Here is a 25036-nt window from a genome sequence, read left to right as displayed (position 1 = left end):
TGAAGGAGGACAAGATGGCGTCCGGAAGCAAGAAGCACATCGGTCGCGGCAGTCACGGCAAAGGCGCTGGCGCTGGCGCGATGACGGATCTTCCCAAGGACAAGATCGGAGAGAACGCCGTTCTGTCCAACAGAGACAAGAAGCAGCACACCAAGGAGCGTGGGCTCGACGGCAATCGGGTCAAGTCCGAGCAGTACCAGGATCATTCAGCGGATCGGCGGCCTGAAGACTGATCGTTGCGGCGGCATATGGCTTGCAGCCGGCGAGCAATTGAAACACCGCGAGAACCCAACCGCTGACGAAGCTGTGCAAGGACCGAAGCCGGTCGCATGGACGCCCTGCAAATTCTTGCAAACTCGCACTGTTGCCACCAGAGTGAGGTGAAGGGACCAACATTTGCCAAGAGAGCGCGATGTCTCGCTCAAGGGAAGATTCCGTCAGCACGCGTGCCGATCTGACGATAGACCGGGAAATCGCTTCCTTGCTTGCGGCCATCGAGCAGGAAAGGGTTCCTGACCGGCTGACCAAACTTGCGATCGAGTTGCAGCATGCGCTTGTCGAAAGGCACTTGCGCGAGACCAGCAACTAACGTGACGTGTATTAGCGGCGCCTCTCGGCTTCGAAGTCCAGTTGTCCTTCGGACAGATAGCTGCGCCTTTCCATCAGGGTTTGCGAGGAACTTTCGCCAAGGTATTCCAGCACGCCGGCGCGTGCCCTGTTGAGCCGGCTCTTCACGGTTCCCACCGCGCAACCGCATATTTCGGCCGTTTCCTCATAGCTGACGCCCAGAACGCCTATCAACATCAGAACCTCGCGCTGGTGCTCAGGAAGGCTCTGGATGGCCTGGTGGACCTCCTTGCCCTGCACGGACCATTCCTGCGTCGCTTCCGAGATCGGCCGCAGCGATGCGCAGTCGAGCAGGCCGGGCGCTTCCCTCACCGCGGCCCTGACACGCGTGTAGTAGGTGTTGCGCATGATCGTAAAGAGCCATGACTTCATGCGCGTTCCAGCTTCGAATTTGTCAATGTTGGCCAAGCCCTTGGTCAGCGTCTCCTGGACCAGGTCGTCGGCATCATCGGGGGTGCGGCAGAAGGTGCGGGCGAAAGCCCTCAAAGCGGGTATGAGGTCGACGATGGAAACTTCTTCGGTTTCGCGAGTCGCCAAGGCGTAGGCTGCAGGTGGCAATGGTCCAGCTCCCGTCCAGAATGAGTTCGTGAGCGCAGACCAGTTAAATGCATTGGGCGAAAGATCGTTCCGGTTGGCGAAAGCACCCGGCTCCAGAAACCGGAGAGGACTTGGCTGAGCAATCCCGGCCGACGGCGATATTTTTGACGGAACAACCATCGGGATCGCGGAGTTCAAAATCAAGGTCGTCCGACAAATTCGCGCGCCGACATTTGGCGCGTCGAAATGCGATCTCGCAGCGAGCCTTGGCTGCGACCTCAAGGGCGGCCCGCCACCTCAAGAAACAGGAGGAGTCCATGACAGGAAACAAGCACGCCAAAGGCAAAACGCCGGCCGATAGCGATCTTGCCAACGATCCCGGCATCGGCAGTTCCAGGGGCACGATCAAGGAGGGCGACCGGCTCGATCAGGGCAACAATACGTTCGAAGGCGATGTCGAGAACGACACCACGCCGCAAGGCGGTATCAATCCCCGGCAAAAGATGCGGACCAACAAGTGACCGGCTGCGCACGATCGAACAAACCTGCTGCAACCCGTGCAGCAATCCCGCGTTAAAGAGCATGAGCCTCGTGTCCGCCCCGGACGTTGATGCGACAGGCTCTTTCGCGGAGACACAGATGACAAAAAAATCGTTTGGCCGCCCCGTTCCAATTCTCGTCGGCCTTGGTTTCCCTCGCCATGTCGAGAATATCTGGCAGGCCTATGACGTCTTAAACGAATGGCCGAGCCGCGGTCCGGCGCACAAGGCGGCGTTCGACGCCTGTCGCGCCGGGCTGGCTGACGAGGTCGACGTCGAGACGGTGCGCGCGGCGTTCGATACGTTCGCCCGCAAGGCGGGCATTCTGGCCTACGATATCGCAGCCGAAATACCAGCACGCCCCACAACAGCTGCGAAGGCCCACGACGTCTGGCCGAAACGCCCATCGGACGGCCGTGTAGACCCTGAAGACGCCCAGCTTGCTTGAAGCGGCCACCTTGCTTGAAGCGGCCACCTTGCTTGAAGCGGCCACCTTGCTTGAACCGGGAGGAATACGGTGCTGAGAACAGAGTTCGATACCCCTGTTTGCATCTATTTCGGCAAGCCTGGGCGATCGCGATTGGTCAGTTCCGTTTTCGAAGCAGTACATTGCCTGAAAAGCGAGAAATGGCCGGCGCGCAATGCTCCGCTGGCGCTGGCGGCCGCTGATGTATTGAATCGCGCCCGGACCGGTGAAATTACGGCCGGCAAAGCGCGGCAAGCATTTGTCGACGCCGCTTGGGAGGCGAACATTCTTGTCGAAGGCGAGCCGCATGACGCGCGTGGCCTGACAGCCTTCATGTCGGACAGCGGGTGAACCGGCACGCTGTTTTCCCGCAGTTCCGTCCAAAGCTTGGTTTATCGCGAATGATTGGCGTTCTCGGCCTTTTTCTCGCGCTGCTGCCTGAGGACCTCGTCGGTTCCGACCAGCTTCTTCGATCCGCCGGGAATCGCGGTGGACACAACAGCCGGTGGGTCGCTTGCCGGGAAAGAATCCTCCAGACCCGCCTGCAACTGGTCTTCCAGCGTTTGCGGCTCTTCAGACCGGCCGGGGGTCCTTCGGGTATCTACGTTCTCCAGTGGCTGCTTCATGTCCGGTGAAGACTTTACCTCTCGAATCCAGCCGTAGAGCTGTTCGATGGCAAATTCCTTCATCGTGTCGAAATCGGCTTTTTCGTCACGCGATGCCTCGATTTGGTCGACCATCGTCTTCTCGAACCGGTCGAGATTATCGTTTCCGCAGGCCCGGCAGAGACGCACCAGCGCCTCGCGCAGTATGAGTGGCGCAAAGTGCGCCGTCGCCTCAAGCCTGAGCTGCTGCAAACGCTCCGGGGTAGCGGCTTGGAACTTCGACATGTTCGACCTCTCGCCTTGTGGAGCAGGTCAACGAAAATTGTCGGCGGATGTTCCATCGGCGGTGGCCGGTGCATCGCTTGATCCTCAGCGGTGCGCGCCACCGACTGCCATGCGGATACCGAGACAGACGACGAAGCAGCCTGCCACGCGCTGCTGCCAGAGCCTTACCTTCGGGCGTTTCATGACCCAGGTCCCGAGCGTGCCGGATGCGAGTGCATATGTGCCCAGCACCAACACACCGGTCATTTTCTGGGTGCCACCGAGCAGCAGCAATTGCAGCGTGACCGATCCGCGGGAGGGATCGACGAACTGTGGAAGGAAAGCTAGCATGAAGGTTATCGGCCAGGGATTTATCAGATTGGCGATCATTCCTTCGCGTGCGGCCACAAGCGCCCCGACACTGCGGGGCTCCTCGACGGCGACGCCGGCCGACGGCAGCAGCACCAGACGCGATCCAAGCCAAACCAGATAGGCTGCGCCCATCCATCGAAGCATGGCAAAGGCAAACGGCGATGCCTGGAGCAGCGACGATATGCCGAGGGCAAGCAGCGGCAGCTGGACCATACCGGCGCCGAGGGTCATTCCCAGGACGGTGAACAGGGCAACATCACGGCCCTGCCCGATGCCGCGCGCAATCACCAGCAGACTGTCGGGCCCCGGCGGCATCTGCATCAGGATGACCGTTCCGACAAAAGCCGTCCACGAAGCGGGATCCACGTCGCTACTTCGCCCCGGTTTCGCAAGATGCCTTTGCGCCGTCCTTCAACTGGCCGGCATCTCGCATCATCTTGAGCGCTTCGTCCCTCGTCAGGCCGCACTTGCGGGCAAAAAAATCGATCTCATAGGCCAACTCGGCCGACAGGTCGTGTTTGGCATACATTCTTCGCTTGTGTTTGCGTGCGCCCACCAAGGCTCGGTCCCGGCTATGTTAGTCCTCCCGAACTCACATCGGATCAGCCGGTTCCCACTGCCTGACCAATTCGTTTCCGCAGGTTTTCTCACGCGCCGTCCGGCCGGCCGACCCTGTCCTTGAGTTCGTTCAGGAATGCGAGGAGCGCGTCTTCAGGATCGTCGGCCTCTTCGGTCAGCATATCGATGCCCCAGCGGCCGAGAACAGCCTCCTGGACGATGCTCGGCTGCGACATGAAGATGAAGGATTTCGGACGGTTCTTCTCGTAACCGGACCTGCGCCAGGTCTGCCAAAGCCGATGCAGCAGCAGACGGATGTTCATGTCGGACATGCTGTAGCCGATGAACAGGATGGTGCGCCCTAGCGCGTCGGCTCGAAATTTCACATCGAGCGGCGAATCGAACGACAGCCGTTCAAAATAGTCGGTCTCCGCCAGGACCAACGATTTATCGTCGTCGAAATCGCCGTGGAACTTGATGATCTGCGTCACCTCGCCGGTGGCCTTTGGCAAGTCCTTCGCATTGGCGACTTTGACAAAGGGGCGGCTATGGATCTCGAAGGCCACCTCGAGGTTGCGATCATAATTGGTGGTGTAGATGATCGGAAAATCGAGCGATACGATCAGCTTGTGGATTGCCGATCGCTGCACTTCTTCCCGCGAGACGCTCCATTCGCGATCCATCCAACTGCGCAAATGGCTGAGGCTCCCCTGCTTCAGCCGGTAATATTCTGCAATGGCCTGATAGCTGGCCTCTGGTGCGCCTATCATGTCCTCGTGAAGGCCGAGCTCGTTTTGCATGTGCTCGATGAGCTTTTGCCAAGACGGCAAGCCGACGCTCATCGACACCCCGGCTCCAACGAACAGGATCGCTCGTCGCTCTTTCACCGATTGGGCCAGTTGCTCGACTGCAGACAGCATTCGACACAACTGCAATAGATACCGCTCCGTTCCAGCCGAGCCCGGACCACCGGGAGAATAACTCCGATTTCGGATTGAATGCCTCCCGAGCGCCCGCCGCCGAGTTTAGCTCACCCCATCCGATATTTATTTCATTCCATTTGGCACTTCTGCGCCTGTCACGCGTTGGGAGTGTTCAACAAACACGGCGCAGCTGATGGATCGCAATCGGATTGTCTCAGTAGCATTATGTCTGTTCCTGCTTACGATCTGCGCCGTCCAGCAAAAAGCTTGGGCTCAAGCACCTTGCCCGGCCGACCACGACAAATTGTTGGCCGCTCTCAAGGCCAACGTCAAAGCAAGCGGCGGCCCGGGCAATGGCGGCTTCGATACTCATGAATGGGCCGCAGTCGTGGCTCGCGACGGAACGGTCTGCGCCGTCGCGTTCAGCGGGCCTACCGCCGACGCCCAGTGGCCCGGCAGCCGGCTGATCGCCGCCGAAAAAGCCAATACCGCCAACGGGCTCAGCCTCGCCCAGATGGCGTTGTCCACCGCGAACCTCTATGCGCCGGTGCAGCCCGGCGGTCCTCTATACGGCCTGCAGGCCACCAATCCGGTCAATCCAGCGGTAGCCTATGCCGGCGATCCTTCGACATTTGGAAGCTCCAGCGATCCGTTGCTGGGAAAGCCCATCGGCGGTGTCGTCGCATTTGGCGGCGGCCTGGCTCTTTACGACGCCAAGGGGATCGTCGGGGCGCTTGGCATAAGCGGCGATTCCTCTTGTGCCGACCACAATGTCGCCTGGCGCGTGCGCGCCGCGCTGGGGCTGGACAAGGTGCCGGCCGGCATCAACCCAGACCGCAAGGACGCCATCATTTACGACCTCGATCCCGGCGGCAAGAGCGCCTCCGGCTGGGGGCATCCATTGTGTGCCGGAAGTGAGGCGGACGTGGCGGCGGAGCTCGGCGCCGGCGTGGGCGGGTCAATACACAAATGAAGAAAGTGCGACAGGTGGCCGTGCAAACCAGTGTGTCAGCCAACGGGGGAAAAAGGTCTATGGCTGCGATGCTGGGATGGACGCTGCTGGCGGGCTTCGCGCTGATTACCGCGGCGGTTGCTCAGTCAACGTCAAGCCCTGCGATAAATCCGCCGGCCGCAGCCGCTCCGCCCGACGACGGCCAGTGGGCGATGCCGGCAAAGAACTACGCCTCGACCCGCTACAGCGATCTCGCGGAAATCACCGAAGACAACGTCAAGACCCTGCAGGTGGCCTTCACCTTCTCGACCGGCGTCAACAAGGGCCAGGAGGCTGCGCCCCTGGTGGTCGGCAACACGATGTACATAGTGACGCCGTTTCCCAACATCCTCTATGCGCTTGACCTTACCAAGCCCGGCGCGCCGATGAAGTGGAAGTTCGAGCCCAATCCGGAGCCTGCCGCCCAGGGCGTTGCCTGTTGCGACGTGGTGAACCGCGGTGCGGCCTTCTTCAACGGGCGCATCTATTTCAACACGCTCGACGGCCACACCATCGCCGTGGATGCGGCCACCGGCAAACCGGTCTGGAACACCCATATCGGCAACATCAATGTCGGCGAGACCATCACGATGGCGCCGCTGGTGGTAAAGGGGAAGGTGCTGGTCGGCAATTCCGGCGGCGAAATGGGCGTACGCGGCTGGATCAAGGCGCTCGACGCCGGCGACGGCCACGTCGTCTGGACGGCCTACAACACCGGCCCGGACACCGAGGTGCTGATCGGCCCGGATTTCAACCCGCATTACGACATGGACAAGGGCAAGGATCTCGGCGTGACGTCGTGGCCGCCCGACGCCTGGAAGATCGGCGGCGGCAATGTGTGGGGCTGGATCTCCTATGACCCGGACCTCAACCTGATCTTCCATGGCACCGGAAATCCCGGTCCGTGGAATCCGGATCTGCGGCCTGGCGACAATAAATGGACCGCCGGCATCTTTGCCCGCGATCCCGACACCGGCGCAGCCAAATGGTTCTATCAATGGACCCCGCACGATCTGCACGACTACGACGGCATCAACGAACAGGTGCTGCTCGACATGACCTGGCAGGGCAAGCCCCGCAAGGTGCTGGTGCGGCCGGAACGCAACGGCTACGTCTATCTGTTGGATCGCACCACGGGCGAGGTCCTGTCGGCAGTGCCGTTCGGGCCGGTCAATTCCAGCAAGGGCGTCGACCTCAAGACCGGCCGGCTGATTGTAAATCCGGACAAAAAAACCGGCACCGGCAAGGTCGTGCGCGACATCTGCCCGACCGCGTCCGGCCTCAAGGACTGGCAGCCTTCGGCATTCTCGCCCAAGACCGGTCTGCTCTACATCCCGCACAACAATCTCTGCATGGACGAAGAGGGCGTCGAGGTGAATTACATCGCCGGCACGCCCTACGTCGGCATGAACGTGCGCATGATCCCCGGGCCGGGCGGCAATCGCGGTGCTTTCACCGCCTGGGATGTCGCCGCCGCCAAGCCGGCGTGGAGCCTGAAGGAGAACTTTCCGGTGTGGAGCGGCGCCGTCGCCACCGCCGGCAACGTCGTGTTCTATGGCACCATGGAAGGCTGGTTCAAGGCGGTCAGCGCCAGGACCGGCGAACTGCTGTGGCAGTTCAAAACGTCGTCCGGCATCATCGGCCAGCCGATCACCTATCGCGGCCCGGACGGGCACCAATATGTTGCGATCCTTTCGGGTGTCGGCGGCTGGGCCGGCGCGATCGTATCCGGCGATCTCGATCCGCGCGACGCCACCGCCGCGCTCGGCTTCGTCAACGTCATGAAAGATCTGAAGGATGTAACCACGCCGGGAGGTACGCTGTATGTGTTCCGGCTGCCTTGAGACGATCGGCCGAGTTGCGCGGCCACGGAGAACGCGTTCGCGGCGGTTAGCCGTCGCGGTTGGCGCACTGGCGCTCTCGCTTGTCGCCACCCTTGCCGATGCGCGCGAGCTGAGGATCTGCGCCGATCCCAACAACATGCCGTTCTCCAATGCCGCCAGGGAAGGCTTTGAAAACAAGATTGCCGAACTCGTCGCCGGGGAGCTTGGTGCGACGGTGTCCTACACGTGGTGGGCACAGCGGCGCGGCTTCGTCCGCAACACGCTGAAAGCCGGCTTGTGCGATCTGGTGCCCGGCACGCCCGTCAATCTCGAGATGCTGCGCACGACCGCGCCCTACTACCGGTCTTCCTATGTGTTCGTGACACGCAAGGATGTGCCAGAAATCACGTCCTTCAACGATCCTCGCCTGCGCGATCTGCACATCGGCGTCCAACTGATCGGCGACGACGGCGCCAACTCGCCGCCCGTCCAGGCGCTTGGCCGCCGCGGCATCGTCGGCCATCTCATCGGTTTCCCCGTCTATGGCGACTATTCGGCGCCGAACCCGCCAGCGCGCATTATTGAGGCGGTCGCGAATGGCGACATCGACATGGCCGTCGTCTGGGGACCGTTGGCCGGCTACTTCGCATCCAAGCAGAAGGTGGCGCTGCGGATCACGCCGGTTTCGCCGCGCGTGGACGGCCCGCAACTGCCGATGATCTACGACATCTCGATGGGCGTGCGCCGTGGCGACGATACGCTGCGCAACGAGGTGAACGCCGCCCTGACCAGACACCGCGACGAGATCGACGCGATCCTGGCGGCCTACCAGGTGCCCCGCCTCGATCCTGTCGGAGCGCCTTGAAATGAAGCGCGGTCTTCCCTTGCTGGTGTTCGCGATCCTCGCGGTTTCCGGGTGCCAGCGTGAGGAACGCGACACGCGTCCACAGTCGGCGCTCGGCTCGGGCGACCAACCGGCAGCCGTGACGGCCCTCGAGCCGGGCGGCCAACGGCCGGCCTCGTCCGATACCAAGGCCGGCGTGTTCGAGGCCAACGCCTTCCACCTCAGCGAGGGCAAGCGTCTGTTCAACTGGTTCAACTGTTCCGGTTGCCATGCCAATGGCGGTGGCGGCATGGGCCCGGCCCTTATGGACAAGAAGTGGCTCTATGGCAGCTCGATCGAAAGCATCCACGCCACGATCAGGGACGGTCGGCCAAACGGCATGCCGAGCTTCCGCGACAAGATCCCGGACGACCAGATCTGGGAGCTTGCCGCCTTCGTCCGCGCGTTGAGCGGCAACGCGCCAAAATCCGCTGCGCCGAGCCGCGACGACGACATGATGCCCCATCCATCCGAAAATCGCCTGCCGGATGCCGCGACTCTGGGGAAGTCGCCGTGAACCGCCTTGTTTGCAGGGTGTGCTGCGGCGCAGCCTTCATGCTGCTCCTTGCAGGATGCAGCGGCTGGCAATCGGCGCTCGACCCAAAAGGCTCGGCCGCGGGTGAGCTTGCGTGGCTGATCTGGTTCTTCACCGCGCTGTGCACGGTGGTCTGGCTTCTAGTGCTGGCTGTGCTGATCATGCCATTGGCCCGGCGCGCGGCGCCGCTCGGCGATCCACTTGTACTCGACGCTGCCGCCGAGCGCAGCAAGATGCGAATTGTCGTCGCCGCACTCGCCGCTACCGCCCTGATCCTGGTAGGCCTGACCCTGCTGAGCTACTTCGCCAACCGGACGCTCGCTGCTATCGGCTCGGATGCGGCGCTGACGATCCGGGTGACCGGACATCAATGGTGGTGGGAGGTGCGCTACGAAAATGATCAGCCGAACCGCATCCTGACGACCGCCAATGAAATCCACATCCCGGCGGGCGAGCCGGTGCGGCTTGTAGTGACCTCGACCGACGTCATCCATTCCTTCTGGGTCCCGAACCTCTCGGGCAAGCTGGACCTCATTCCAGGCCACGAGAACGTTCTCGATCTGAAGGCGGACAAACCCGGCGTCTATCGCGGCCAGTGCGCCGAGTTCTGTGGCGCGCAGCATGCCAATATGAGCACCTTCATCATCGCCGAACCTCGGCCTGTATTCGACGCCTGGCTGAACGATCAGCTGCGGCCGGCGGCCGCCCCCGTGTCGGCCGAGGCCAAAACCGGCCACGACCTGTTCCTCAAACGGCCATGCGTGATGTGCCACAAGATCGGCGGCACCATCGCCGGCGGTACGGTCGCTCCCGACCTTACACATATCGCAAGCCGGCGGACGCTCGCTGCCGGAACGCTGGCGATGAGCCGGGGCAATCTCGCAGCCTGGATAGCCGATCCGCAAGGGATCAAGCCAGGTGCCCACATGCCCGTGGTGGGACTGAACGGGGACGAGCTGAATGCAATCGTAGCCTATCTCGAGGGCTTGAAATGAGTAGCGCCGACCTGGCCCATGGGCGTGACCTCGCCCAGCAACGCGCCGCAGCACAAAAGGGTGACCTAGCTCCCGAGCGCGACGGTCCTCGTGATACCGGCCTCGACGACGCCAGCCTTGACGGCTGGTTGGCGCGGACATGGCAGACGGCGCCAGGCATCATCGGTGCGCTCTCGAGCGTCGACCACAAAATTGTCGCGCGGCGCTACCTGATCACCGCTTTCGTCTTCCTGTGCCTCGGTGGCCTCAGCGCCGTTGCCATGCGCATCCAACTGTCGGGGCCGGAGCGTGGGCTGATCGGGCCCGACCGCTACAACCAGCTGTTCACCATGCATGGCGTGACCATGATGTTCCTGTTTGCAGTGCCGATCGTTCAGGCGACCGGCATCTACCTCGTGCCACTGATGGTCGGCACCCGCAATATCGCCTTTCCGCGCCTCAATGCATTCAGCTTCTGGATTTATCTCTCCGGTGGCCTCTTCGCTTGGGTGTCGTTTGCACTCGACATGGCGCCCGACGTCGGCTGGTTCTCCTACGTGCCGCTGTCCGGTCCTGAATTTGGGCCAGGCAAGCGTTCCGACGTGTGGGCGCAGATGATCACTTACACCGAAGTGTCATCGCTGGCGGTCGCGGTCGCCACCATCGTAACCGTGCTGAAGCAGCGTGCGCCGGGCATGTCGCTCGATAAGATTCCGCTCTACGTCTGGGCGATGCTGGTCACCTCTTTCGTAATCGTGTTCGCCATGCCGGCGGTCATGATCACGTCGACGTTCCTGATCCTCGACCGGCTGGTCGGCACCCATATCTTCAATCCCGCCGAGGGCGGCGACGTTTTGCTGTTCCAGCACCTGTTCTGGTTCTTCGGCCACCCCGAAGTCTACATCATATTCCTGCCGGCTACCGGCGTGGTGTCCTCGATCATCGCCGCTTTCGCCCGGCGTCCGGTATTCGGCTATCTGGGCATGGTACTGGCCTTGATCGCGGTCGGCTTTCTGTCGTTCGGCCTGTGGGTTCACCACATGTTCGCAACCGGTCTGCCCAAGCTCGGCGCGAGCTTCTTCACCGCCTCAAGCATGCTGATCGCCATCCCGAACGGGCTGCAGATCTTCTGCTGGCTGGCGACATTGTGGGACGGACGCCCGATAATCCGGACGCCGCTGCTGTTTGTGTTCGGCTTCTTCTTCACGTTCGTCGCGGGCGGCCTGACTGGGGTGATGCTGGCGTCGGTGCCATTGGACCTGCAAGTGCACGACACCTATTTCGTGGTCGCGCATTTCCATTACGTGCTGATCGGCGGGTCGGTGTTCCCGCTGCTCGGCGCGACCTATTTCTGGTTCCCCAAGATCACCGGCCGGATGATGAGCGAACGTCTCGGACGCTGGCACTTCTGGCTTGCCTTCCTAGGCTTCAATGCGGCGTTCTTTCCGATGCACATTGTCGGCCTGTGGGGCATGCCGCGGCGGGTCTACACCTATCCGGTGGAACTCGGCTGGGGCAACATCAACCTGTTCATCACAGCCGGCGCGGTCATCCTGTTCCTAAGCTTCGTTCTGTTCACTATAAACCTGGTGTACAGCGCCTCGAGGGGCGCCCCGGCGGGGGACAATCCCTGGAATGCTGGCACGCTGGAATGGGCGACGAGCTCTCCACCGCCGAGCTATAATTTCGCTCGGATCCCGGTGGTTACCCACGCCGAGCCGCTCTGGGCCGAACGTGACACGCTGCCTGTCGCGACCGGGCTTCGCGTCGACGCGCGCGAACTTGTCATATCGACCGTGGCAGAGGCGCATCCAGATGTGCGCGAGAAGTCGGCGACACCGTCGATCTGGCCATTGTTCGCCGCGCTCGCCGTCGGCGCCACCTTTCTCTATTCGATCTTCAGCCCGTGGGCGGTGGTCTGGGGAGCCGGGCCGATCGCCATCACTCTGATCGGCTGGTTCTGGCCGAAAGGCGACCCGGAGGATGAGGAATGAAACAGCGCCCTACCGCCGATCTTTCCCAACTCCCGACCTTCGGGCTCGGACCACGCAGCCCGACCTGGTGGGGCACTCTCGCCTTCATGGCGCTGGAGGGCACTGGGTTCGCGCTCGCCGCAGGCGCCTATCTTTACCTTGCCTATCTGTCGCCAGAATGGCCGCTGGGCGTGCCGCCGCCCAACCATTGGCCAGGCACCATCGTCACGCTGTTGCTGCTCGCCAGCGTGGTGCCCAACCACATACTGAACCGCTATGCCGAAGCCTGTGCCATGGTGCCCGTGCGCATCGGCCTGATCGTCATGTCGCTGCTCGGTATCGCACCGCTTGTCGTGCGGTGGTTCGAATTTCCGGCCCTCAACATCTATTGGGATACCAATGCGTACGGCTCAATGCTGTGGGTCCTGCTCGGCCTCCACACAACGCATCTGATTACCGACGTCGGCGACACGCTGGTGCTGACGGTCCTGATGTTCACGCGCCATGGCTATAACGGCCGGCGTTTCGGGGACGTTGGCGACAACGTCTTCTACTGGGATTTCGTGGTCGCGACTTGGATCCCGATCTATCTGTTGATCTACTGGATGCCGAGGCTTGACTGAGATGCGTGCGCTTCGCTTGGGCACATCATGGGGCGGGCTGTTGTCCGGGCCTTTGGCCTGGGCGGTGTCGACGCAGCTGAACTATGCGTTCGTGGAGTGGCAGTGCGCCCACGGCGTTCCCCTCATACTGGTCATTGCGCTGGTGCTGACAGTGCTGGCCCTGCTCGGCGGCGTGCTTTCGTGGCGGGCGCGCCAGCAAGGTGGCGCCGCCTTTAAACCGGATCGTACGCGCGGCACCGAGGATTTCGTCGCCAATATCGGCATTCTCAGCGCGGTGCTGTTTGCGCTGGTAATTGTCATGCAAGGCGCCGCCTCGCTCATTCTTGACGGCTGCCTGCGATGAGCTTCGACGCGCTCTTCTCTACCACGATCTGCTACGGTGCCGGCGCCGCGCAGGCCGGCTGGACGCTGGCGTTGCCGATCACGCTGCCGCTAACCATGGTCGCACTGCTTTACGCGGCAGGCGCCTTTCGGCTGTGGCGGCGGAGTGCCCGCAGCCGCCCGTTGCGGTTGCGGCAAGCCCTGCTGTTTGCGACCGGCTGGGCCATTTTGGCGGCAGCACTGGTCAGTCCGCTCCATGCATTGGGTGAGCGGGTCTTCACCGCCCACATGATCGAGCACGAACTGTTGATGGCGGTGGCGGCACCCCTGCTGGTCGCCTCCCGGCCGGCGGCGGCGATGATGTGGGCATTGCCGATCAAGCTGCGGCTGGCATTTGGCGCAGCCGGGCACGCGAAGATGCTGCAGGCGGTTTGGGCCACCATCAGCCGCCCTGTAACGGCCACCGTCCTGCACGGCGTCGCCATATGGGCATGGCATATTCCGGCGCTGTTCGAGGCGGCGCTTGCACAGGGTGTCCTGCATTACGCGCAACATGCCAGCTTCTTCGGTTCCGGCCTGCTGTTCTGGTGGGTCCTGCTGCCGCGTTCAGGCCGCGAACAAGCCTGTGGCAGCGCAGTCATGCACCTCTTCTTCACGTCGCTGCACACTGGCCTGCTCGGAGTGCTGCTCCTGGTCTCGCCAAGGCTGTGGTATCCGGAAAATGGCGCAGGCGCAGACCTATGGAATCTTAGCCCGCTCGAGGACCAGCAACTCGCCGGTCTGGTCATGTGGGTTCCGGCCGGCCTGATCTATGGCGGCGCGGCGTTGCTGCTGGCCGGCCTGTGGATCCGCTCGAGCAGCCGAAAGGACCGGGAGGCGTCGCATGCGCTTCACGCTGTCTAAAGCCGTAATCGGCGCTGCGGTTATTGTCGTGCTCGTTGCAGCCCTGGCCGGGATTTTGTTGTACTTCGAGCAAAGCCGTCGGGTCGAGCAGAAGGCCGACAATGCGACCGGCGGCGTCGGCGCCCGCGCCATTCCGATCATGATGGCCAATGGCTGCGCCGGTTGCCACACCATCACCGGCGTTCCCGGCGCGCAAGGGTTAGTCGGTCCACGCCTCGACGCAAGCCTGGCCACCCGGGTCTATGTCGGCGGCGTCTTGCGCAATAGGCCGGAGAACCTGATCCGCTGGATCCGTGCGGCAAGGGAGATCAATCCGCATACGGCAATGCCTTCGACCAGAATTTCCGATCAGGAGGCGCGGGACGTCGCTGCCTACCTCTATTCGCTGAAATGACATCGTTGCTCGCCTAGTCGAGATCAAACACTGCCGGCAGTCTACCGATGCCGGTTTGCCGGACCGGCAATCGTCACCGCCTTCGGCTCGATGCCTTGCTTGCCGACGAACCTTTCGGAACCGGCCCGCATCGGCGAGGCTGCCCGCGGTCGCGTCGCACATCGCGGCCGACGCGAGCGCCCGCTATGGCCCGGGCAATCTGCTGGTGCGGATTGTTTCGCGGGCATCTCGGATATGAGCTTCTTTGGCGAGGGGGCCGAGTCCGGTCCGACGTCGTCGTCCGCAACACGCCGATGTGGGCAACATTCCTACCCTCAATATGGTGGGGAACGAGACTACCATACGCCGTGCGACCGTTTGCATATCGGCTATGCTTTCGACGTACTGTCGCAGGTTGTGAGAGCTGTTTATGCTGCACTTCTTGAAGAGCAGGGTTAGGTGTAAAAGCTCGACAGTCAACACCTCGCCAGGAACAAATCGGCATAGCCACGGTTTGGTTCTACACGTCAAACCGCGAGGAAATCCTATGGATACTGATGTCAATTCCGAAACCCGCTCGATCTTCATTGTCGGGCTGCGCAACGCCCACGCCATGGAGAACCAGGCACTGTCGATCATGAAACCTCAGGTCAAGCGGATCGAGAACTATCCGCAGGTCGCCGACCGCCTGCAGCAGCATATCACGGAGACCGAAGGGCAGATGGCCCGCCTGGAATCCATTCTGGATGGCCTCGGTGAGGACCATTCCACATTGAAGGACACGGCCATGTCGATGGTCGGCAGCATGGCCGCGATGGGACATTCCGTAGCCGGCGACGAAATCCTCAAGAACAGCTTCGCCAACTTTGCATTCGAAAATTACGAGATCGCCGCTTACAACTCGTTGCTCGTACTCGCCGAGGCCGGAGGGTTTAGTCAGGCAACCAATTCCCTTCAGCAGAATCTCAGCGAAGAAGAGAAAATGGCCGACTGGTTGAGGCAGAACCTGCGCGGTGTCACCTTGCAATACGCCAGGCTGCGTGAGGCGGGAGAGACCGCCAAGAGTTAGGCCGCCCGGCGGGCCGAGAGGAATTCCTAGCAACCACCCCTGTCGAATTGACGGGGTTGTCTAATCGCCGCTGGGACGTCAAGCATGTAATTGCGTTGAGACGACGCTGCCGGGTGCATGGTTGTCTTCGCGGTCGACATCAGTCGCCGCATGATGGAGCTCCGCGGACGAGCCTTCAATGTGGACGACGCACTTTGCTGAGACAGCGGTGCAATCCCATCAGCGGAATGGCTCGGCTCACGTCCCGGCAGGGACGTCTCAGGCGCTCAGATCCTGAACGCTATTCGCAAGATTTCATGCTGTGGCGCCTGCATTTCGATCAAAGAACTCACCGGTCTTGAGCATCGAATGCATTATCACCGCCAGTTTGCGCGCCACAGCCACGGCAGCTCGTTTGAAGCCAAACCCTCTCCCGGAGCCTGAGGCCCCACGTGCGCAGGCTGCTGTCGATCGAGCTGCGTGTCAGGATGACCGCCGCAGCCTCATAGAGAAGTCCCCGCAAATGTCGATCGCCGCGTCGGGATATATGGCCGTCATAATCGACTTCTCCCGATTGGTAGCGGCGAGTTGTCAGGCCGATCCAAGCGGCAACAGAGCGGGACTTCTTGAAGTTGCCCGGATCTTCAATGGCCGTGGCGAAAGAGGTTGCGGTAATGGCGCCGATGCCGGGGATCGACATGAGTATGCGGCATGCTTGGCTTTGACGTGCATCTGCGACAAGCTGGCGCCCAAGCTCGGCGGCACGGATGCGAATGCTGCACCAGGCTTCCAACATCGGTAGGACGACAGGAGCAAGCTCGCTCTGATCGATAAGAAGGCTCCGGACATTCTTTTCGAATGTAGTTCCCTTACCGGCGGGAACGAGCAAGCCGAACGTTTTCATGATCCCTCGGATCTGGTTGGAAAGCTCGACGGTGATCCGGACCAGCCGAGTGCATGCTGCCACGAGCGTGCGGGTCAACATACTGTCGAAGCCTTTCACGCGCACCTCGCGAAAGAATCCTGCTTCAGCAAGACGCGCCAAACCATCGGCGTCATTCGCATCCGTCTTGTTCGCCGCCATATCGAGAGCGGCTTTGGCATGGCGCGCATCGATGCAGATGGCTGGCAATCCCTCGGCGCGCAGCGCATGATAGAACCAAACTGACAGCGGGCCGGTTTCGAACACGACGCGCTTTGCGGCCGGCGCCCGCTTGCGGACAAGCTCGGCAATGATCCTGGGATCAGATGCGCACTTCCCGCGCCAGATCCGTTCGCCTTCACGGCGGATCGACACCGCCGTCTCTTTCATCGACACGTCGAGACCGATATGTTCTTCCATGGCTGTTCTCCGTTGATGCTGGGCCCGGCGTCCAGTCGTGAGCCCGTATTTCATCTTATCGGGGAACAGCCACCCTCCAAGGCTATGATCGGTTCCAGGGCGCGTCGCTCCCGCGATTACCCCATGTGGTTGTTTTTTTTCAGAATGGACAGTGCTGCTGAGGCCCGTTGGCCAGACACGCTTCATGCAGCCCGACGAACCGAACGGATTCAGAGCGAAGAATCGGAACGGACCGGAGCGCCTCGGCTAATGACTTGAGCGCCGCGATCATATTTGTCTGCGGAAGGTTGCGGACTCCTAGCCGACTTCGATGTGCCAACCGCGAGGCGGCCCGTGGTCGGAATCGCCACGAACGACCGCAGCGCTATCACGTTGTTTCGGGAGAATCGTTCGAACTGGGAACCTCGTCGGTCTCCGGCAAACGATCGCGAATCGCTTCCTCAGTTTTGCTTGCCGTCTTTTTCACGACTTTCTCGACGCGGTCGACCAAGGTCTCGGCGTCGCTGCTGGAACCCTGTCGGTCAGCCTCTTCTTTTACAGTCTCATATGCTTCGGCGGCGACCTGCTTGGCTTGTTCCACGCCTTCTTCAAAGAGCTCCTCGGCACTGTCACGAAGCTTGTCGCGGTAGGGGCCGAGTTGTTCGTCTTCCGCGGCGGTGTGAGGCAGCATCACGCCGATGGCGGTGCCCACGGCAAGGCCCACCGCGGCCATTGCCAGAGGTTCGCGCTGGAACAGGTCTCGCGTCGACTGCCGCACCCGCCCCGCCATATCGTTGGCGCTCGAGCCGAACTGCCCGGCCGTGCTTCTTAATCTTTCTTTGGCGCCGCTCGCAACGTCTGCGACAGCCTCAGTCCCACCGCCTGCCACGGAAGCAACCGAACGAGCGGCATCGGAGAGCATGGAGCCGGCGGAATCTTCGCTCTCGGCACCGTACTCATCGCCGCTTGAGTCCTGCCAGGCCCCGCCCAAGCTCCGCTGGTCAGAGAAGGTTCGGCTGCCGTCAGGTTCCCTGCTGGTCGAATAGGCACCAAGTGCTGAACTGTCTACCGACGTGCCCTTGCCAAGCATCAGCCAGGCCAGGCCCGCGCCGACCAATGTAAGCGGCAACGGATTGTCCCTGACCTGAGTCTTAAGATTGCTGAGCATGGCGGATCCCTCGCCGCTGAACATCCCGGTGAATTCGTCGATCAGTTGGCCCGGTGTCATCTTGCTGCGGATCGAGTCTGCGGTATCTGCCACTCTGGCGCGAGCAATATCAGCATCGCGTTCCAACTCGGCTGCGGATTTGTCGGTCATCTTATCTGTTCCTTGATCACGCGTGCGTCGCGTTTAAGTTGGTCTTGTGTCCGGTCGGGGGTCAACTCTGAGGGAGCCATGCTTGCCTTGCCGGAGCGCAAGAGTATGACGCCCAGTACTGCCACCACGACGCCGACGAGCAGCGAGGACCATCCGGCTCCCAGCCCGGCGCTCGCCAAGGCAATCACCAGCGCCTGCAAAAGCACCATCAGGGCGGCGAGCAGGCAAATGGCGCCTCCCATTACCTCCACGGCGCCGGCGCCGGCCTTGCTTACCTTTTCCGACATTTCAGCCCGCAACAGCCTGCTTTCGGTTTGAAGCAGTGTTGTGACCTGCTGTGCCAGATCGCTGACAAGGGTTGTCAGGCTGCGAGTGTCCTGATTGTCAGTCATGGGTTTTGCTCCAGGCTTGCATTGGCCCAGTCATCGCCGGACTGATCGGATACTAGCGGGGCCGGCTCCACTGCCTCTGCCGATCGCCCTCCGAACTCATTCGAGCTAGGACCGGTCTCGGGCGCCCGGCCTGCTCCCGACCGGCGCGGTGCTCCGGCTTGGGCAGAGGGCGGCGAGCTCTTGATGAACCGCCCCAGCGCCAGGCCTGCCAATACCGAACCGGCGATCAGCGCCCCCGAGTTTTCGCGGCCGAACGACTGAATTTCGCCAAGCACCTCGTCGAACGGTTTATCCTTCAGGGACGAGGAAAGCCGCTCGAGCCCGCCTGCGGCGTCAAGGGCGAATTTCGAAGCGGTCCGTTGATCATTATTGGCAAGATGCTCGCTTGCCGCGCGCAATGCGCCGCTGAAGGCCTTCAGATTGGCGCTCACGTCGCGCTGCGTTCCCTCCGCCTTGTTGAACAATGCTTGCTTTGCTTCCGATGCGTAGTCTCCGGCTTTCCTGGTGATCTCGTCACGCGCATCGTGGAGCGCTTCCGTCGCGGTCTGCTTTTCTCGCTGTAGTCTTTCCGAAAGCTCGCTTCTGGCTGTCTCGAAATCGGCCGTCTGACGGCCCTGATCGTCCTGGTCCTGCATGGTGTCTCCTAGTGGAATCCGAGGAAGGAGAGGATCGCAAGCACGACGACGACGAAGCCGATGAGATAAATAACACTGTTCATGGCGCAATCTCCTCCACTGCGCACCGAACTTGCCTGTGCTTCCCGTGTTCCCCTCAGGCGTCATCTTTTTTGGTAAGCGAAGCCTAACCAGCCTCAAGACGGGATGTTGTCCTGTGCCGATGGCGGTGAGCGCGCGGTTGGAAATGATACGAGACCGGACTCCGGTGCGACTTACAGGTCGAGGCGCAGGTCCGCTCCGGCACATGGCGCTGCATGGGCCGGAATCTTTCCGTAGTGCTTTGACTGGGCATTATCGCAGTGGGACCTGCCTGCGACCTACCACTCGATCGCAGGCCGCGCGATCATCAGCCAGAAAATCCCGAGTACGGCAGCGAAGGCGGGGAAGCCGAAGGCGAACCACAGCCAGAAGAGCCGATGATAGCGCGGCGGCAACGGCGCGCCTGCAGCGGCGGCTTGCGATGCCAGCTTGCGCATCTCCATTTGCATCCAGACGACCGGGAGCCAGAACATTCCGGTGAAGATATAGAGCGCCATCGAAAGTACGATCCAGCCCTCCGACAGCGAGTAGCCGGCCTGCCAGGCGAGCGCGGCTCCGGTCAAAGGTTGCGCGACCACGGCCGTCGCGGTGAAAAGGAAGTCGGCGACGACGACGACACGCGCCACCGCCGCAACCGTCGCGGCATTGCCGGTCCTGTGGGCGAGCAACATGAAGAAAGCGATACCGGCGCCGGTACCAAGCAGCACGGATGCGCCGATGACATGCAGAAATTTCAGCAGGAAATAGAGCATCAACGCTCCTCCAGCACTGCCAAGGCCACAAAGTGCAGCACCAGGATCGGCAACACCTTGAGGAACGGCCCAAGCGGGTCGTTCCACAGCTCGGGGCTCAGAAAGCTTCCGACGACCAGGTAGAAGAGCGAGAGCGCGATGCCGCCATAGAGGCCTTTTCGCGCCGCCGGCCGCCAGGCTAGGAGCGCGCCGACGGCGATGTCGGCAAGAGCACCGGCTATCACGATCGGCGGCGACAAGATGCCCGCCCCCGTGCCTTGCATCAGATCGACGCCGCTGCGGTAGCCGGTGGTCAGCGACACAATTCCCGTCACGATCCACAAGAAGGGCAGGACGACGAAGATCGCAGGCTTGATGAAATACAGCCGGGCAAACCATTTTTCCTGCACCGTTGCCGGATTGAGCGCGAGGAAGCCCGCCAGGGTTTGCGGGCGTATGCCGGTCGTGGCGGTCCAGTCCGAGGGATCTCCAACCGCTCCTCGGGCAATCTCTCTGGCCGCGTTGGTGCGCATCGGTGGACGCCAGCCGAACATCGCGGCAAGGTCGCCGAGGCGGTAGAGAAGCCTTGCAACAGCCGCCGGCAAGACAAACCTGGCTGCAGGAGCCCAGCCGAGCCATCGGCGATAGCTGCCGACGACCTCGTCCATGCTCAGCTGTTCGGGACCGACAAGTTCCAGCACGATGCGAGACGGACTGGCGGGATCGAGAAGGAAGACGACGGTTGAGACCACGTCGTCGAGCTGCACCACTTGGAGCGGGCCGGTGCCGGGCATGGACGGCAGCACCGGCAGCGAGGCGAGACCCCTAAACAATGCGCTGGCCCCAAACACCGGCCGGCCGAGCACCACGGACGGGCGCAGGATCACCCAATCCAGATCAAGCGCCATAAGCGCTTGGTCGCCAGCCAGCTTCGTCGCCGAGAATGCCGAAGGCTGCGCCCGATCGACGCCGATTGCCGAGAAGTGGATCACCCGGGCAACCCCTGCCCGCGCACAGGCGAGGAAGAGTGCTGCCGCCGCCTCGCGATGGACTTCGCGCGTCTTTTCACGAGGGCTATCCTGCAGAACGCCGGCACAATTGACGACGGCGTCTATGCCCCTGAGATGCGGTAGCCAGTCTTCGGGCTGCAGCGCCACCGCCATGTCCAGCACCAGCAATTGATAATTGCCGGTCCGGTTTGCGCCGGGGCTGCGGACCAATCCGATCACCTCATGTCCTTCGGAAAGAAGGCGTGCCACGACGGAGGCACCGATTAGGCCGGTGGCGCCGGTAACCAGGACTTTCACTGGACCCCATTCTCCGACGGCGGGAAAGTATCGTTCATTCCGGTTTATCGCCCTCGATACTCCCCTTCATACCGGAAAGTTCTTCCGTCGTGCATAACAACCGCGGCCGCGCCGGATCGGAGATGTCGAGCTTGTCCCAAGGGATGCGGTACATGCTGTCGCGACTGCGCAGTCGAAAGACATTGAGGACCGCAATGCCGATGGCCGAAGCGGACAGACGCTCGAAGGCCGCGTAGATGCCGACATGGTACTCGGCAATCACCAGGTCGTCGCCATCCGATTCTGCGCGTATCTCCTCGATATGACCGATGCTTTTGCCGCGCTGCGAAAGCACATTCCTGCCAGCCAATTGCTCGAGATTGATAGTAGCCATCATCCAGCTCCCGGGATACGCCCAATGACATGATCGCGCAGCCAGTCCTGCCAGTCGAAAATCGCCGTTTCGCGGACGTCGATATCGAACTCGATGTCGACGCCGATGTCGCGCACCTTGTTCCAGGCGATGCGGTGCGGCTCGGCATGGCGCTTGCCGCCGAGCCTTGCCGCAAGCCGCGCCATCCAACGCCCGGGCCGCTGGCCAAGCCGGCGCGCCAGCGTGATCGAGCCGAGCTCGACCGCAATGATTTTTGGCGGCTTGCCTGGCCTGAGTTCGGCCACCAGCCCGTCAACCTTGCCGATCTTGACCTGCTCGCGGTCGACCACTTGCTTGTCCAGGATGTCACGCAGCAAATCCATCACGTGCCTCCGAACATCTGCAAAGGAATGGTCACGATCGCGAGCAAGAAACCGAGCGCGATGATGAAGATAACCGCGGCATTCGCGATGATGCCATTGCGGTGCTCGCCGATATAACGCTCGTCGTTCAGCAGGAAGAGGAACGGCACCACGGTTAGCGGCAGGCTGGCGGCCGTCAGCGCCATGGAGAAGATGGTGAGCTTCAGCGGATCGAGACCCAGTGCGATCGGAATGGCGGCGAGAAACAGCGAGACCGTATACACGGTGCTGAAACCCGGGTCGTCGCGCGGTTTCAGGTTCTCGCCCCAGGTCCAGCCGAAACCCTGCGCCACAAGGTAGGCTTGCTGCAGGCCGATTTCGAGCGCGGCGCCGAAGCAGGCAATGCCTAGTGACGCAACGAACAGGACGAACCCCCAGAAACCGAAGATCTGAATCAGCATCAGCGGCAGTTGGTGGTAGTCGTCGACCTGCACTATGCCGTGTGCTGCCAGAACGAGCGCCGCCACAATCAGCACACCCATAGCGATTGTGCCGCCAAAACTCATGCCCAGGCCGGCAATCGCCCGATTGGCTCCGAGATAGCTCTTGTCCCACTCGTCCTCGATCGCTCCCGACGAATAGAACATGAACAGATAGGGCGAGATCGACGCACCAAGAATGCTGACTGCCATGAACCAGTAGTTGGCCGCGTCGTGATCCGGCAGTGTTGGCACGGCCCCGGCCGCGACCTGCCCCCAATCGGGCTTCAGCATGACGGCGCCAACCACGAAGCACAGCGTGACCAGCCCGAGGATCGCGACGCCTTTTTCGATGAATCCGAACGTGCCTTTCCAAAGGAACAGCCATGCCAGAAAAGCGACCGGCAGCGCCCACCACTGAAAGCCGATGCCGGTGGCGAGCTCGAGCGCAATCGCAACACCGCCGATTTCGGCTGCCATGACCAGGAAGTTAACCAGCAAAGTGGCGAGCAACGGCCACAGAAAGGCGTTGAAGCCAAACCGTTCCCGGATCCCGTCGGCGATGGTGTGATGACTAACTGCGGCGAAGCGTCCGGCCATTTCGACCAGGAAGATGATGCAGATCGTGCCCAGGACGACGGCCCATATCAGCTGAAACCTGAACGCGGCGCCGGCCTGAGCGGCGGTCGCCATTGATCCGACCTCAAGAAAGCCGCCAACGCTGGTGACGACGCCGAGCGATATTTCGAGCAGCTTCTTCATGATTTCGGCGCGAAATATTTCGCGTAGGACGTGCTCAGGTCGGCGGCGGCGGCCCGCAGATCCTGCTGCGCGTGTTCCACTTCCGAGCGGTTGCCGTTCTGCACGGCCGTCGCCGCGCGAATTACCGCTGCCGAAAGCCGTCCAACCGCCATCTTCAGACCGGCTTGGCCGCTGGACTCAGGCGACTTGCCGGACTGGATTTGCGCACCGGCATCGGCGAGCGCCTTGCCGGCCGATTGCAAAGTGCGCGACGTGTATTCCGACGGGGCTTCCCCAGCGATCCAGCTCTCCAGGACCAGCGATGCGGTCTGTGTGGCGGAAGCCGCGGTTTTCGACTGCTGCTCGACCTGGCCGGAAGGCGAGCATGCCGTCACTACAAATATTATCAGCAGCAAGCGCAGGCGGTCTGGTCGAGAACCGACGGCTGTAACGGCATTTACAATACGTGCTTGTAGCGTTGCTGCCACACGATTGTTCTCCCCGGCACCAGGCGACTTCGGCGCGAAGTTTGATCTAGAGCGCTGGGTGATCAGGTCAACTGAATCGCGATGAACTGCGCTGGCACCGCGGAACAAACCAGCGATCGCCGGATTAGGGGATGACGAGGCAAAGGCCATGGACAGGGAAGAGCGTATCAGGCAGCGAGCCCATGAGATCTGGGAGCGCGAAGGCCGTCCGCAAGGACGCGAGCGCGAGCATTGGGATCAGGCCGTGCAGGAGATCGAAGCTGAGGGTTCCGAGGCCGAACGCGGCCCGGTCGTGCCCGATCCAACGGTCGAGGCCGGCTCCGATCCGGAGGCACGCGGCAGCAAGCGGCGGCGAGGGACATGAGGCCGATGCCTCGTTTCGTCGCCTGGATCGTGGTCGTACTGGTCGTGCTGTTCGCCGCCTGGCTGATGATCGGGCGCGACAGAACCGGCGGCGGAGGTCAGCCCACGCCGCACGCAATTGATCAAAATGGATAGGAACCGACATGACGGGAACCGATACTCATCCTGAACAAGACCCGGCGGAAGGATCGCGATCGATAGTGGAAAAGCAGCTCCGCAAGGAGCAAGGCGGTGAGGGTCAAAATCGCAAAGCCGAGCCAGCTTCCGACAAATCCGGCAGCAAGACCAAGACACCTTCGGAAGCGCGCAAGAAAGGCTCAGGCTTGGATTGAGCCGGCCGAAAGCGGGCTCACACTGCCGTTTGCCTCGAAATAATAGGGATAGCGCTCCTGGACGATTTCGAGCACCTCGAAGATGCGGCGAAGATGCGTTCGCATCGCCTCTTCCGCCGCAAACGCGTCGGCCTGCTCAAGCGCATCGACAATCCGCCGATGCTGGCCGAGGACTACCGACACGCTGTCGAGGCGCGGAAAAGACAGGAAGCGGAAGCGGTCCATGTGCAGCTTCGCCGCGCTGATGTCGGCCCAGATTCCGGGAAACCCGGCATGACTCGCGATGTGCTGGTGGAACAGCTCGTCCGACTTGAAGAAGCGCCTGTCGTCCGCGATGGAGGCGAACGTCTCCTGGACGGCCAGTTCGCCTTTGAGCACGGCAAGCAGGTCGGCACGGCGCGGGCTCTCGACCGCGCGCTTGATCAGGCCGACTTCGAGCGCTTCGCGCAGAAACTGCGATTTCTCGAGATCGGCAATCCGGAGCGGCGCCACCATGCTGCCGCGCTGCGGATAAATGTCGATCAAGCCAAGACCGGCCAACCGGGCGAGGGCCTCCCTGACCGGCGTGCGGCTCACGCCGAGGGCTTCCGACATCGCCTTTTCAGAAATCAGCTCGTGCGGCTTCAGACGGAAGGTCAGGATCTGGTCGAGCAAAACCTCGAACGTCCTAGCCGCGACTGAAGCGCCGGGGGCGGTTTCGTCGAGCCGCCCCTCGGTGATGGTCCGCGTTCCCAAAAGCCGTGCCATCGGCGACCCCTTATAGGCTCTGCACCTTCAAGCCGTTCATGAAATGCCT

The 25036-nt window shown here is 61.9% G+C and carries 34 protein-coding genes and 1 pseudogene; 18 read left to right on the top strand and 17 right to left on the bottom strand.

The genetic code is table 11. The features are described 5' to 3' along the window. Window positions 1–14: 14 nt before the first annotated feature. The gene (locus NKI41_RS00745; RefSeq protein ID WP_023676213.1) at window positions 15–233 is read left to right on the top strand and encodes a hypothetical protein; all 219 of its coding nucleotides are present in this window, start codon (window positions 15–17) and stop codon (window positions 231–233) included. Between the two features lie 188 nt (window positions 234–421). Here the strand turns inward: NKI41_RS00745 and NKI41_RS00740 are convergent, their stop codons facing one another. After that, window positions 422–550: a hypothetical protein gene (locus tag NKI41_RS00740; protein WP_352451525.1), complete on the bottom strand. Its 129-nt coding sequence runs from the start codon at window positions 548–550 to the stop codon at window positions 422–424. A gap of 50 nt (window positions 551–600) precedes the next feature. Continuing rightward, window positions 601–1164 carry a sigma-70 family RNA polymerase sigma factor gene (locus NKI41_RS00735; protein WP_352488584.1) on the bottom strand — a complete coding sequence of 188 codons (564 nt, stop codon included), beginning with the start codon at window positions 1162–1164 and terminating at the stop codon, window positions 601–603. Window positions 1165–1481: 317 nt separating this feature from the next. On the opposite strand from NKI41_RS00735, the gene NKI41_RS00730 reads away from it, so the two are divergent. From NKI41_RS00730 to NKI41_RS00720, 3 genes are all read left to right on the top strand, one after another. After that, window positions 1482–1685, top strand: coding sequence for a hypothetical protein (locus NKI41_RS00730; RefSeq protein WP_292657608.1), 204 nt, complete (start codon window positions 1482–1484; stop codon window positions 1683–1685). A 61-nt stretch (window positions 1686–1746) separates the two neighbouring features. Next, window positions 1747–2151, top strand: coding sequence for a DUF982 domain-containing protein (locus NKI41_RS00725; protein WP_352472869.1), 405 nt, complete (start codon window positions 1747–1749; stop codon window positions 2149–2151). Between the two features lie 69 nt (window positions 2152–2220). Further along, complete coding sequence (locus NKI41_RS00720) at window positions 2221–2520, top strand: DUF982 domain-containing protein (protein WP_352472868.1); 300 nt, start codon at window positions 2221–2223, stop codon at window positions 2518–2520. A 41-nt stretch (window positions 2521–2561) separates the two neighbouring features. Here NKI41_RS00720 and NKI41_RS00715 read toward each other — a convergent pair whose 3' ends face one another. From NKI41_RS00715 to NKI41_RS00700, 4 genes are all read right to left on the bottom strand, one after another. Continuing rightward, window positions 2562–3059, bottom strand: coding sequence for a hypothetical protein (locus NKI41_RS00715; protein WP_352472867.1), 498 nt, complete (start codon window positions 3057–3059; stop codon window positions 2562–2564). An 84-nt stretch (window positions 3060–3143) separates the two neighbouring features. Further along, on the bottom strand, window positions 3144–3776 hold the full coding sequence (locus NKI41_RS00710; RefSeq protein WP_352472866.1) for a LysE family translocator: 633 nt from the start codon (window positions 3774–3776) through the stop codon (window positions 3144–3146). Window positions 3777–3780: 4 nt separating this feature from the next. Next, window positions 3781–3939, bottom strand: a complete 159-nt coding sequence (locus NKI41_RS00705) for a hypothetical protein (RefSeq protein ID WP_352472865.1) — start codon at window positions 3937–3939, stop codon at window positions 3781–3783. A 118-nt stretch (window positions 3940–4057) separates the two neighbouring features. Next, complete coding sequence (locus tag NKI41_RS00700; RefSeq protein WP_352472864.1) at window positions 4058–4888, bottom strand: SIR2 family NAD-dependent protein deacylase; 831 nt, start codon at window positions 4886–4888, stop codon at window positions 4058–4060. A gap of 310 nt (window positions 4889–5198) precedes the next feature. On the opposite strand from NKI41_RS00700, the gene NKI41_RS00695 reads away from it, so the two are divergent. The 11 genes from NKI41_RS00695 to NKI41_RS00645 all read left to right on the top strand — a co-directional run bounded on the left by NKI41_RS00695 (window position 5199) and on the right by NKI41_RS00645 (window position 15359). Further along, window positions 5199–5864 (top strand): GlcG/HbpS family heme-binding protein, encoded by a 666-nt coding sequence (locus NKI41_RS00695; RefSeq protein ID WP_352472863.1) that lies wholly within the window; start codon window positions 5199–5201, stop codon window positions 5862–5864. Between the two features lie 59 nt (window positions 5865–5923). Beyond that, window positions 5924–7726: a methanol/ethanol family PQQ-dependent dehydrogenase gene (locus NKI41_RS00690; protein WP_352680941.1), complete on the top strand. Its 1803-nt coding sequence runs from the start codon at window positions 5924–5926 to the stop codon at window positions 7724–7726. Then, window positions 7707–8570, top strand: a complete 864-nt coding sequence (locus tag NKI41_RS00685) for a substrate-binding domain-containing protein (protein ID WP_352472861.1) — start codon at window positions 7707–7709, stop codon at window positions 8568–8570. Before NKI41_RS00690 ends, NKI41_RS00685 begins: the two co-directional genes overlap by 20 nt. Window position 8571: 1 nt before the next feature. Beyond that, window positions 8572–9105 carry a c-type cytochrome gene (locus NKI41_RS00680; RefSeq protein WP_352472860.1) on the top strand — a complete coding sequence of 178 codons (534 nt, stop codon included), beginning with the start codon at window positions 8572–8574 and terminating at the stop codon, window positions 9103–9105. Between the two features lie 38 nt (window positions 9106–9143). Then, a complete protein-coding gene (coxB, locus tag NKI41_RS00675; RefSeq protein ID WP_352472859.1) occupies window positions 9144–10118 on the top strand; it encodes a cytochrome c oxidase subunit II in 975 nt (324 codons plus the stop codon). Further along, window positions 10115–12091: a cytochrome c oxidase subunit I gene (gene ctaD, locus NKI41_RS00670; RefSeq protein ID WP_352472858.1), complete on the top strand. Its 1977-nt coding sequence runs from the start codon at window positions 10115–10117 to the stop codon at window positions 12089–12091. Before coxB ends, ctaD begins: the two co-directional genes overlap by 4 nt. Then, window positions 12088–12693 (top strand): cytochrome c oxidase subunit 3, encoded by a 606-nt coding sequence (locus tag NKI41_RS00665; protein ID WP_352472857.1) that lies wholly within the window; start codon window positions 12088–12090, stop codon window positions 12691–12693. Before ctaD ends, NKI41_RS00665 begins: the two co-directional genes overlap by 4 nt. Before the next feature lies 1 nt (window position 12694). Continuing rightward, entirely contained in the window at window positions 12695–13036 is a 342-nt protein-coding gene (locus tag NKI41_RS00660; protein ID WP_352472927.1) for a hypothetical protein, read from the top strand. Then, window positions 13033–13917, top strand: coding sequence for a cytochrome c oxidase assembly protein (locus NKI41_RS00655; protein ID WP_352472856.1), 885 nt, complete (start codon window positions 13033–13035; stop codon window positions 13915–13917). The genes NKI41_RS00660 and NKI41_RS00655 overlap by 4 nt, the downstream gene beginning before the upstream one ends. After that, complete coding sequence (locus tag NKI41_RS00650; RefSeq protein ID WP_352472855.1) at window positions 13898–14311, top strand: c-type cytochrome; 414 nt, start codon at window positions 13898–13900, stop codon at window positions 14309–14311. Before NKI41_RS00655 ends, NKI41_RS00650 begins: the two co-directional genes overlap by 20 nt. A 526-nt stretch (window positions 14312–14837) precedes the next feature. Continuing rightward, window positions 14838–15359, top strand: a complete 522-nt coding sequence (locus tag NKI41_RS00645; protein ID WP_352472854.1) for a ferritin-like domain-containing protein — start codon at window positions 14838–14840, stop codon at window positions 15357–15359. A gap of 294 nt (window positions 15360–15653) precedes the next feature. On the opposite strand, the pseudogene NKI41_RS00640 reads toward NKI41_RS00645, so the two are convergent. The 10 genes and pseudogenes from NKI41_RS00640 to NKI41_RS00595 all read right to left on the bottom strand — a co-directional run bounded on the left by NKI41_RS00640 (window position 15654) and on the right by NKI41_RS00595 (window position 23695). Beyond that, window positions 15654–16680, bottom strand: a pseudogene (locus NKI41_RS00640) (IS110 family RNA-guided transposase). A 367-nt stretch (window positions 16681–17047) separates the two neighbouring features. Continuing rightward, complete coding sequence (locus NKI41_RS00635) at window positions 17048–17977, bottom strand: hypothetical protein (RefSeq protein ID WP_352473421.1); 930 nt, start codon at window positions 17975–17977, stop codon at window positions 17048–17050. Then, a complete protein-coding gene (locus NKI41_RS00630) occupies window positions 17974–18369 on the bottom strand; it encodes a phage holin family protein (RefSeq protein ID WP_292657573.1) in 396 nt (131 codons plus the stop codon). The genes NKI41_RS00635 and NKI41_RS00630 overlap by 4 nt, the downstream gene beginning before the upstream one ends. Further along, the gene (locus NKI41_RS00625) at window positions 18366–19094 is read right to left on the bottom strand and encodes a hypothetical protein (protein ID WP_352473423.1); all 729 of its coding nucleotides are present in this window, start codon (window positions 19092–19094) and stop codon (window positions 18366–18368) included. Before NKI41_RS00625 ends, NKI41_RS00630 begins: the two co-directional genes overlap by 4 nt. Before the next feature lie 269 nt (window positions 19095–19363). Beyond that, entirely contained in the window at window positions 19364–19837 is a 474-nt protein-coding gene (locus tag NKI41_RS00620) for a DUF2269 family protein (RefSeq protein WP_352680937.1), read from the bottom strand. Further along, entirely contained in the window at window positions 19837–21123 is a 1287-nt protein-coding gene (locus NKI41_RS00615; protein ID WP_352473425.1) for an SDR family oxidoreductase, read from the bottom strand. The genes NKI41_RS00620 and NKI41_RS00615 overlap by 1 nt, the downstream gene beginning before the upstream one ends. Window positions 21124–21157: 34 nt before the next feature. After that, on the bottom strand, window positions 21158–21496 hold the full coding sequence (locus tag NKI41_RS00610; RefSeq protein ID WP_352473427.1) for a hypothetical protein: 339 nt from the start codon (window positions 21494–21496) through the stop codon (window positions 21158–21160). Next, entirely contained in the window at window positions 21496–21858 is a 363-nt protein-coding gene (locus NKI41_RS00605) for a hypothetical protein (RefSeq protein ID WP_352473428.1), read from the bottom strand. The genes NKI41_RS00610 and NKI41_RS00605 overlap by 1 nt, the downstream gene beginning before the upstream one ends. Then, window positions 21858–23078 (bottom strand): NRAMP family divalent metal transporter, encoded by a 1221-nt coding sequence (locus NKI41_RS00600; protein WP_352473429.1) that lies wholly within the window; start codon window positions 23076–23078, stop codon window positions 21858–21860. Before NKI41_RS00600 ends, NKI41_RS00605 begins: the two co-directional genes overlap by 1 nt. Beyond that, entirely contained in the window at window positions 23075–23695 is a 621-nt protein-coding gene (locus tag NKI41_RS00595) for a hypothetical protein (RefSeq protein ID WP_352473430.1), read from the bottom strand. Before NKI41_RS00595 ends, NKI41_RS00600 begins: the two co-directional genes overlap by 4 nt. Here NKI41_RS00595 and NKI41_RS00590 point away from each other — a divergent pair. Genes NKI41_RS00590 through NKI41_RS00580 form a run of 3 tightly spaced genes read left to right on the top strand, consistent with a single transcriptional unit; the run spans window position 23694 to window position 24240 of the window. Continuing rightward, entirely contained in the window at window positions 23694–23909 is a 216-nt protein-coding gene (locus NKI41_RS00590; RefSeq protein WP_023676165.1) for a DUF2934 domain-containing protein, read from the top strand. The two genes, NKI41_RS00595 and NKI41_RS00590, sit on opposite strands and share 2 nt — an antisense overlap. A gap of 5 nt (window positions 23910–23914) precedes the next feature. Continuing rightward, a complete protein-coding gene (locus tag NKI41_RS00585; protein ID WP_280952094.1) occupies window positions 23915–24043 on the top strand; it encodes a hypothetical protein in 129 nt (42 codons plus the stop codon). Window positions 24044–24051: 8 nt separating this feature from the next. Next, window positions 24052–24240 carry a hypothetical protein gene (locus NKI41_RS00580; RefSeq protein ID WP_292657549.1) on the top strand — a complete coding sequence of 63 codons (189 nt, stop codon included), beginning with the start codon at window positions 24052–24054 and terminating at the stop codon, window positions 24238–24240. Here NKI41_RS00580 and NKI41_RS00575 read toward each other — a convergent pair. Then, complete coding sequence (locus NKI41_RS00575; RefSeq protein ID WP_352680933.1) at window positions 24226–24987, bottom strand: GntR family transcriptional regulator; 762 nt, start codon at window positions 24985–24987, stop codon at window positions 24226–24228. The two genes, NKI41_RS00580 and NKI41_RS00575, sit on opposite strands and share 15 nt — an antisense overlap. Window positions 24988–25036 lie beyond the last annotated feature (49 nt).

Origin of the sequence: Mesorhizobium sp. M0601, assembly GCF_040320845.1 — a bacterium.
Taxonomy (GTDB): domain Bacteria; phylum Pseudomonadota; class Alphaproteobacteria; order Rhizobiales; family Rhizobiaceae; genus Mesorhizobium.
Note: the sequence above shows the minus strand (reverse complement) of the source record. Positions and strands in the feature narration are given on the sequence as shown.

Coding starts and splice junctions, on each gene's coding strand:
- NKI41_RS00745 (WP_023676213.1), top strand. CDS start 15: ATGGCGTCCGGAAGCAAGAAGCACATCGGTCGCGGCAGTCACGGCAAA.
- NKI41_RS00740 (WP_352451525.1), bottom strand. CDS start 550: ATGCTGCAACTCGATCGCAAGTTTGGTCAGCCGGTCAGGAACCCTTTC.
- NKI41_RS00730 (WP_292657608.1), top strand. CDS start 1,482: ATGACAGGAAACAAGCACGCCAAAGGCAAAACGCCGGCCGATAGCGAT.
- NKI41_RS00725 (WP_352472869.1), top strand. CDS start 1,747: ATGAGCCTCGTGTCCGCCCCGGACGTTGATGCGACAGGCTCTTTCGCG.
- NKI41_RS00715 (WP_352472867.1), bottom strand. CDS start 3,059: ATGTCGAAGTTCCAAGCCGCTACCCCGGAGCGTTTGCAGCAGCTCAGG.
- NKI41_RS00705 (WP_352472865.1), bottom strand. CDS start 3,939: ATGTATGCCAAACACGACCTGTCGGCCGAGTTGGCCTATGAGATCGAT.
- NKI41_RS00700 (WP_352472864.1), bottom strand. CDS start 4,888: ATGCTGTCTGCAGTCGAGCAACTGGCCCAATCGGTGAAAGAGCGACGA.
- NKI41_RS00690 (WP_352680941.1), top strand. CDS start 5,924: ATGGCTGCGATGCTGGGATGGACGCTGCTGGCGGGCTTCGCGCTGATT.
- NKI41_RS00685 (WP_352472861.1), top strand. CDS start 7,707: ATGTGTTCCGGCTGCCTTGAGACGATCGGCCGAGTTGCGCGGCCACGG.
- NKI41_RS00680 (WP_352472860.1), top strand. CDS start 8,572: ATGAAGCGCGGTCTTCCCTTGCTGGTGTTCGCGATCCTCGCGGTTTCC.
- coxB (WP_352472859.1), top strand. CDS start 9,144: ATGCTGCTCCTTGCAGGATGCAGCGGCTGGCAATCGGCGCTCGACCCA.
- ctaD (WP_352472858.1), top strand. CDS start 10,115: ATGAGTAGCGCCGACCTGGCCCATGGGCGTGACCTCGCCCAGCAACGC.
- NKI41_RS00665 (WP_352472857.1), top strand. CDS start 12,088: ATGAAACAGCGCCCTACCGCCGATCTTTCCCAACTCCCGACCTTCGGG.
- NKI41_RS00660 (WP_352472927.1), top strand. CDS start 12,695: ATGCGTGCGCTTCGCTTGGGCACATCATGGGGCGGGCTGTTGTCCGGG.
- NKI41_RS00655 (WP_352472856.1), top strand. CDS start 13,033: ATGAGCTTCGACGCGCTCTTCTCTACCACGATCTGCTACGGTGCCGGC.
- NKI41_RS00650 (WP_352472855.1), top strand. CDS start 13,898: ATGCGCTTCACGCTGTCTAAAGCCGTAATCGGCGCTGCGGTTATTGTC.
- NKI41_RS00645 (WP_352472854.1), top strand. CDS start 14,838: ATGGATACTGATGTCAATTCCGAAACCCGCTCGATCTTCATTGTCGGG.
- NKI41_RS00635 (WP_352473421.1), bottom strand. CDS start 17,977: ATGACCGACAAATCCGCAGCCGAGTTGGAACGCGATGCTGATATTGCT.
- NKI41_RS00630 (WP_292657573.1), bottom strand. CDS start 18,369: ATGACTGACAATCAGGACACTCGCAGCCTGACAACCCTTGTCAGCGAT.
- NKI41_RS00620 (WP_352680937.1), bottom strand. CDS start 19,837: ATGCTCTATTTCCTGCTGAAATTTCTGCATGTCATCGGCGCATCCGTG.
- NKI41_RS00610 (WP_352473427.1), bottom strand. CDS start 21,496: ATGGCTACTATCAATCTCGAGCAATTGGCTGGCAGGAATGTGCTTTCG.
- NKI41_RS00605 (WP_352473428.1), bottom strand. CDS start 21,858: ATGGATTTGCTGCGTGACATCCTGGACAAGCAAGTGGTCGACCGCGAG.
- NKI41_RS00600 (WP_352473429.1), bottom strand. CDS start 23,078: ATGAAGAAGCTGCTCGAAATATCGCTCGGCGTCGTCACCAGCGTTGGC.
- NKI41_RS00590 (WP_023676165.1), top strand. CDS start 23,694: ATGGACAGGGAAGAGCGTATCAGGCAGCGAGCCCATGAGATCTGGGAG.
- NKI41_RS00595 (WP_352473430.1), bottom strand. CDS start 23,695: ATGGCCTTTGCCTCGTCATCCCCTAATCCGGCGATCGCTGGTTTGTTC.
- NKI41_RS00585 (WP_280952094.1), top strand. CDS start 23,915: ATGCCTCGTTTCGTCGCCTGGATCGTGGTCGTACTGGTCGTGCTGTTC.
- NKI41_RS00580 (WP_292657549.1), top strand. CDS start 24,052: ATGACGGGAACCGATACTCATCCTGAACAAGACCCGGCGGAAGGATCG.
- NKI41_RS00575 (WP_352680933.1), bottom strand. CDS start 24,987: ATGGCACGGCTTTTGGGAACGCGGACCATCACCGAGGGGCGGCTCGAC.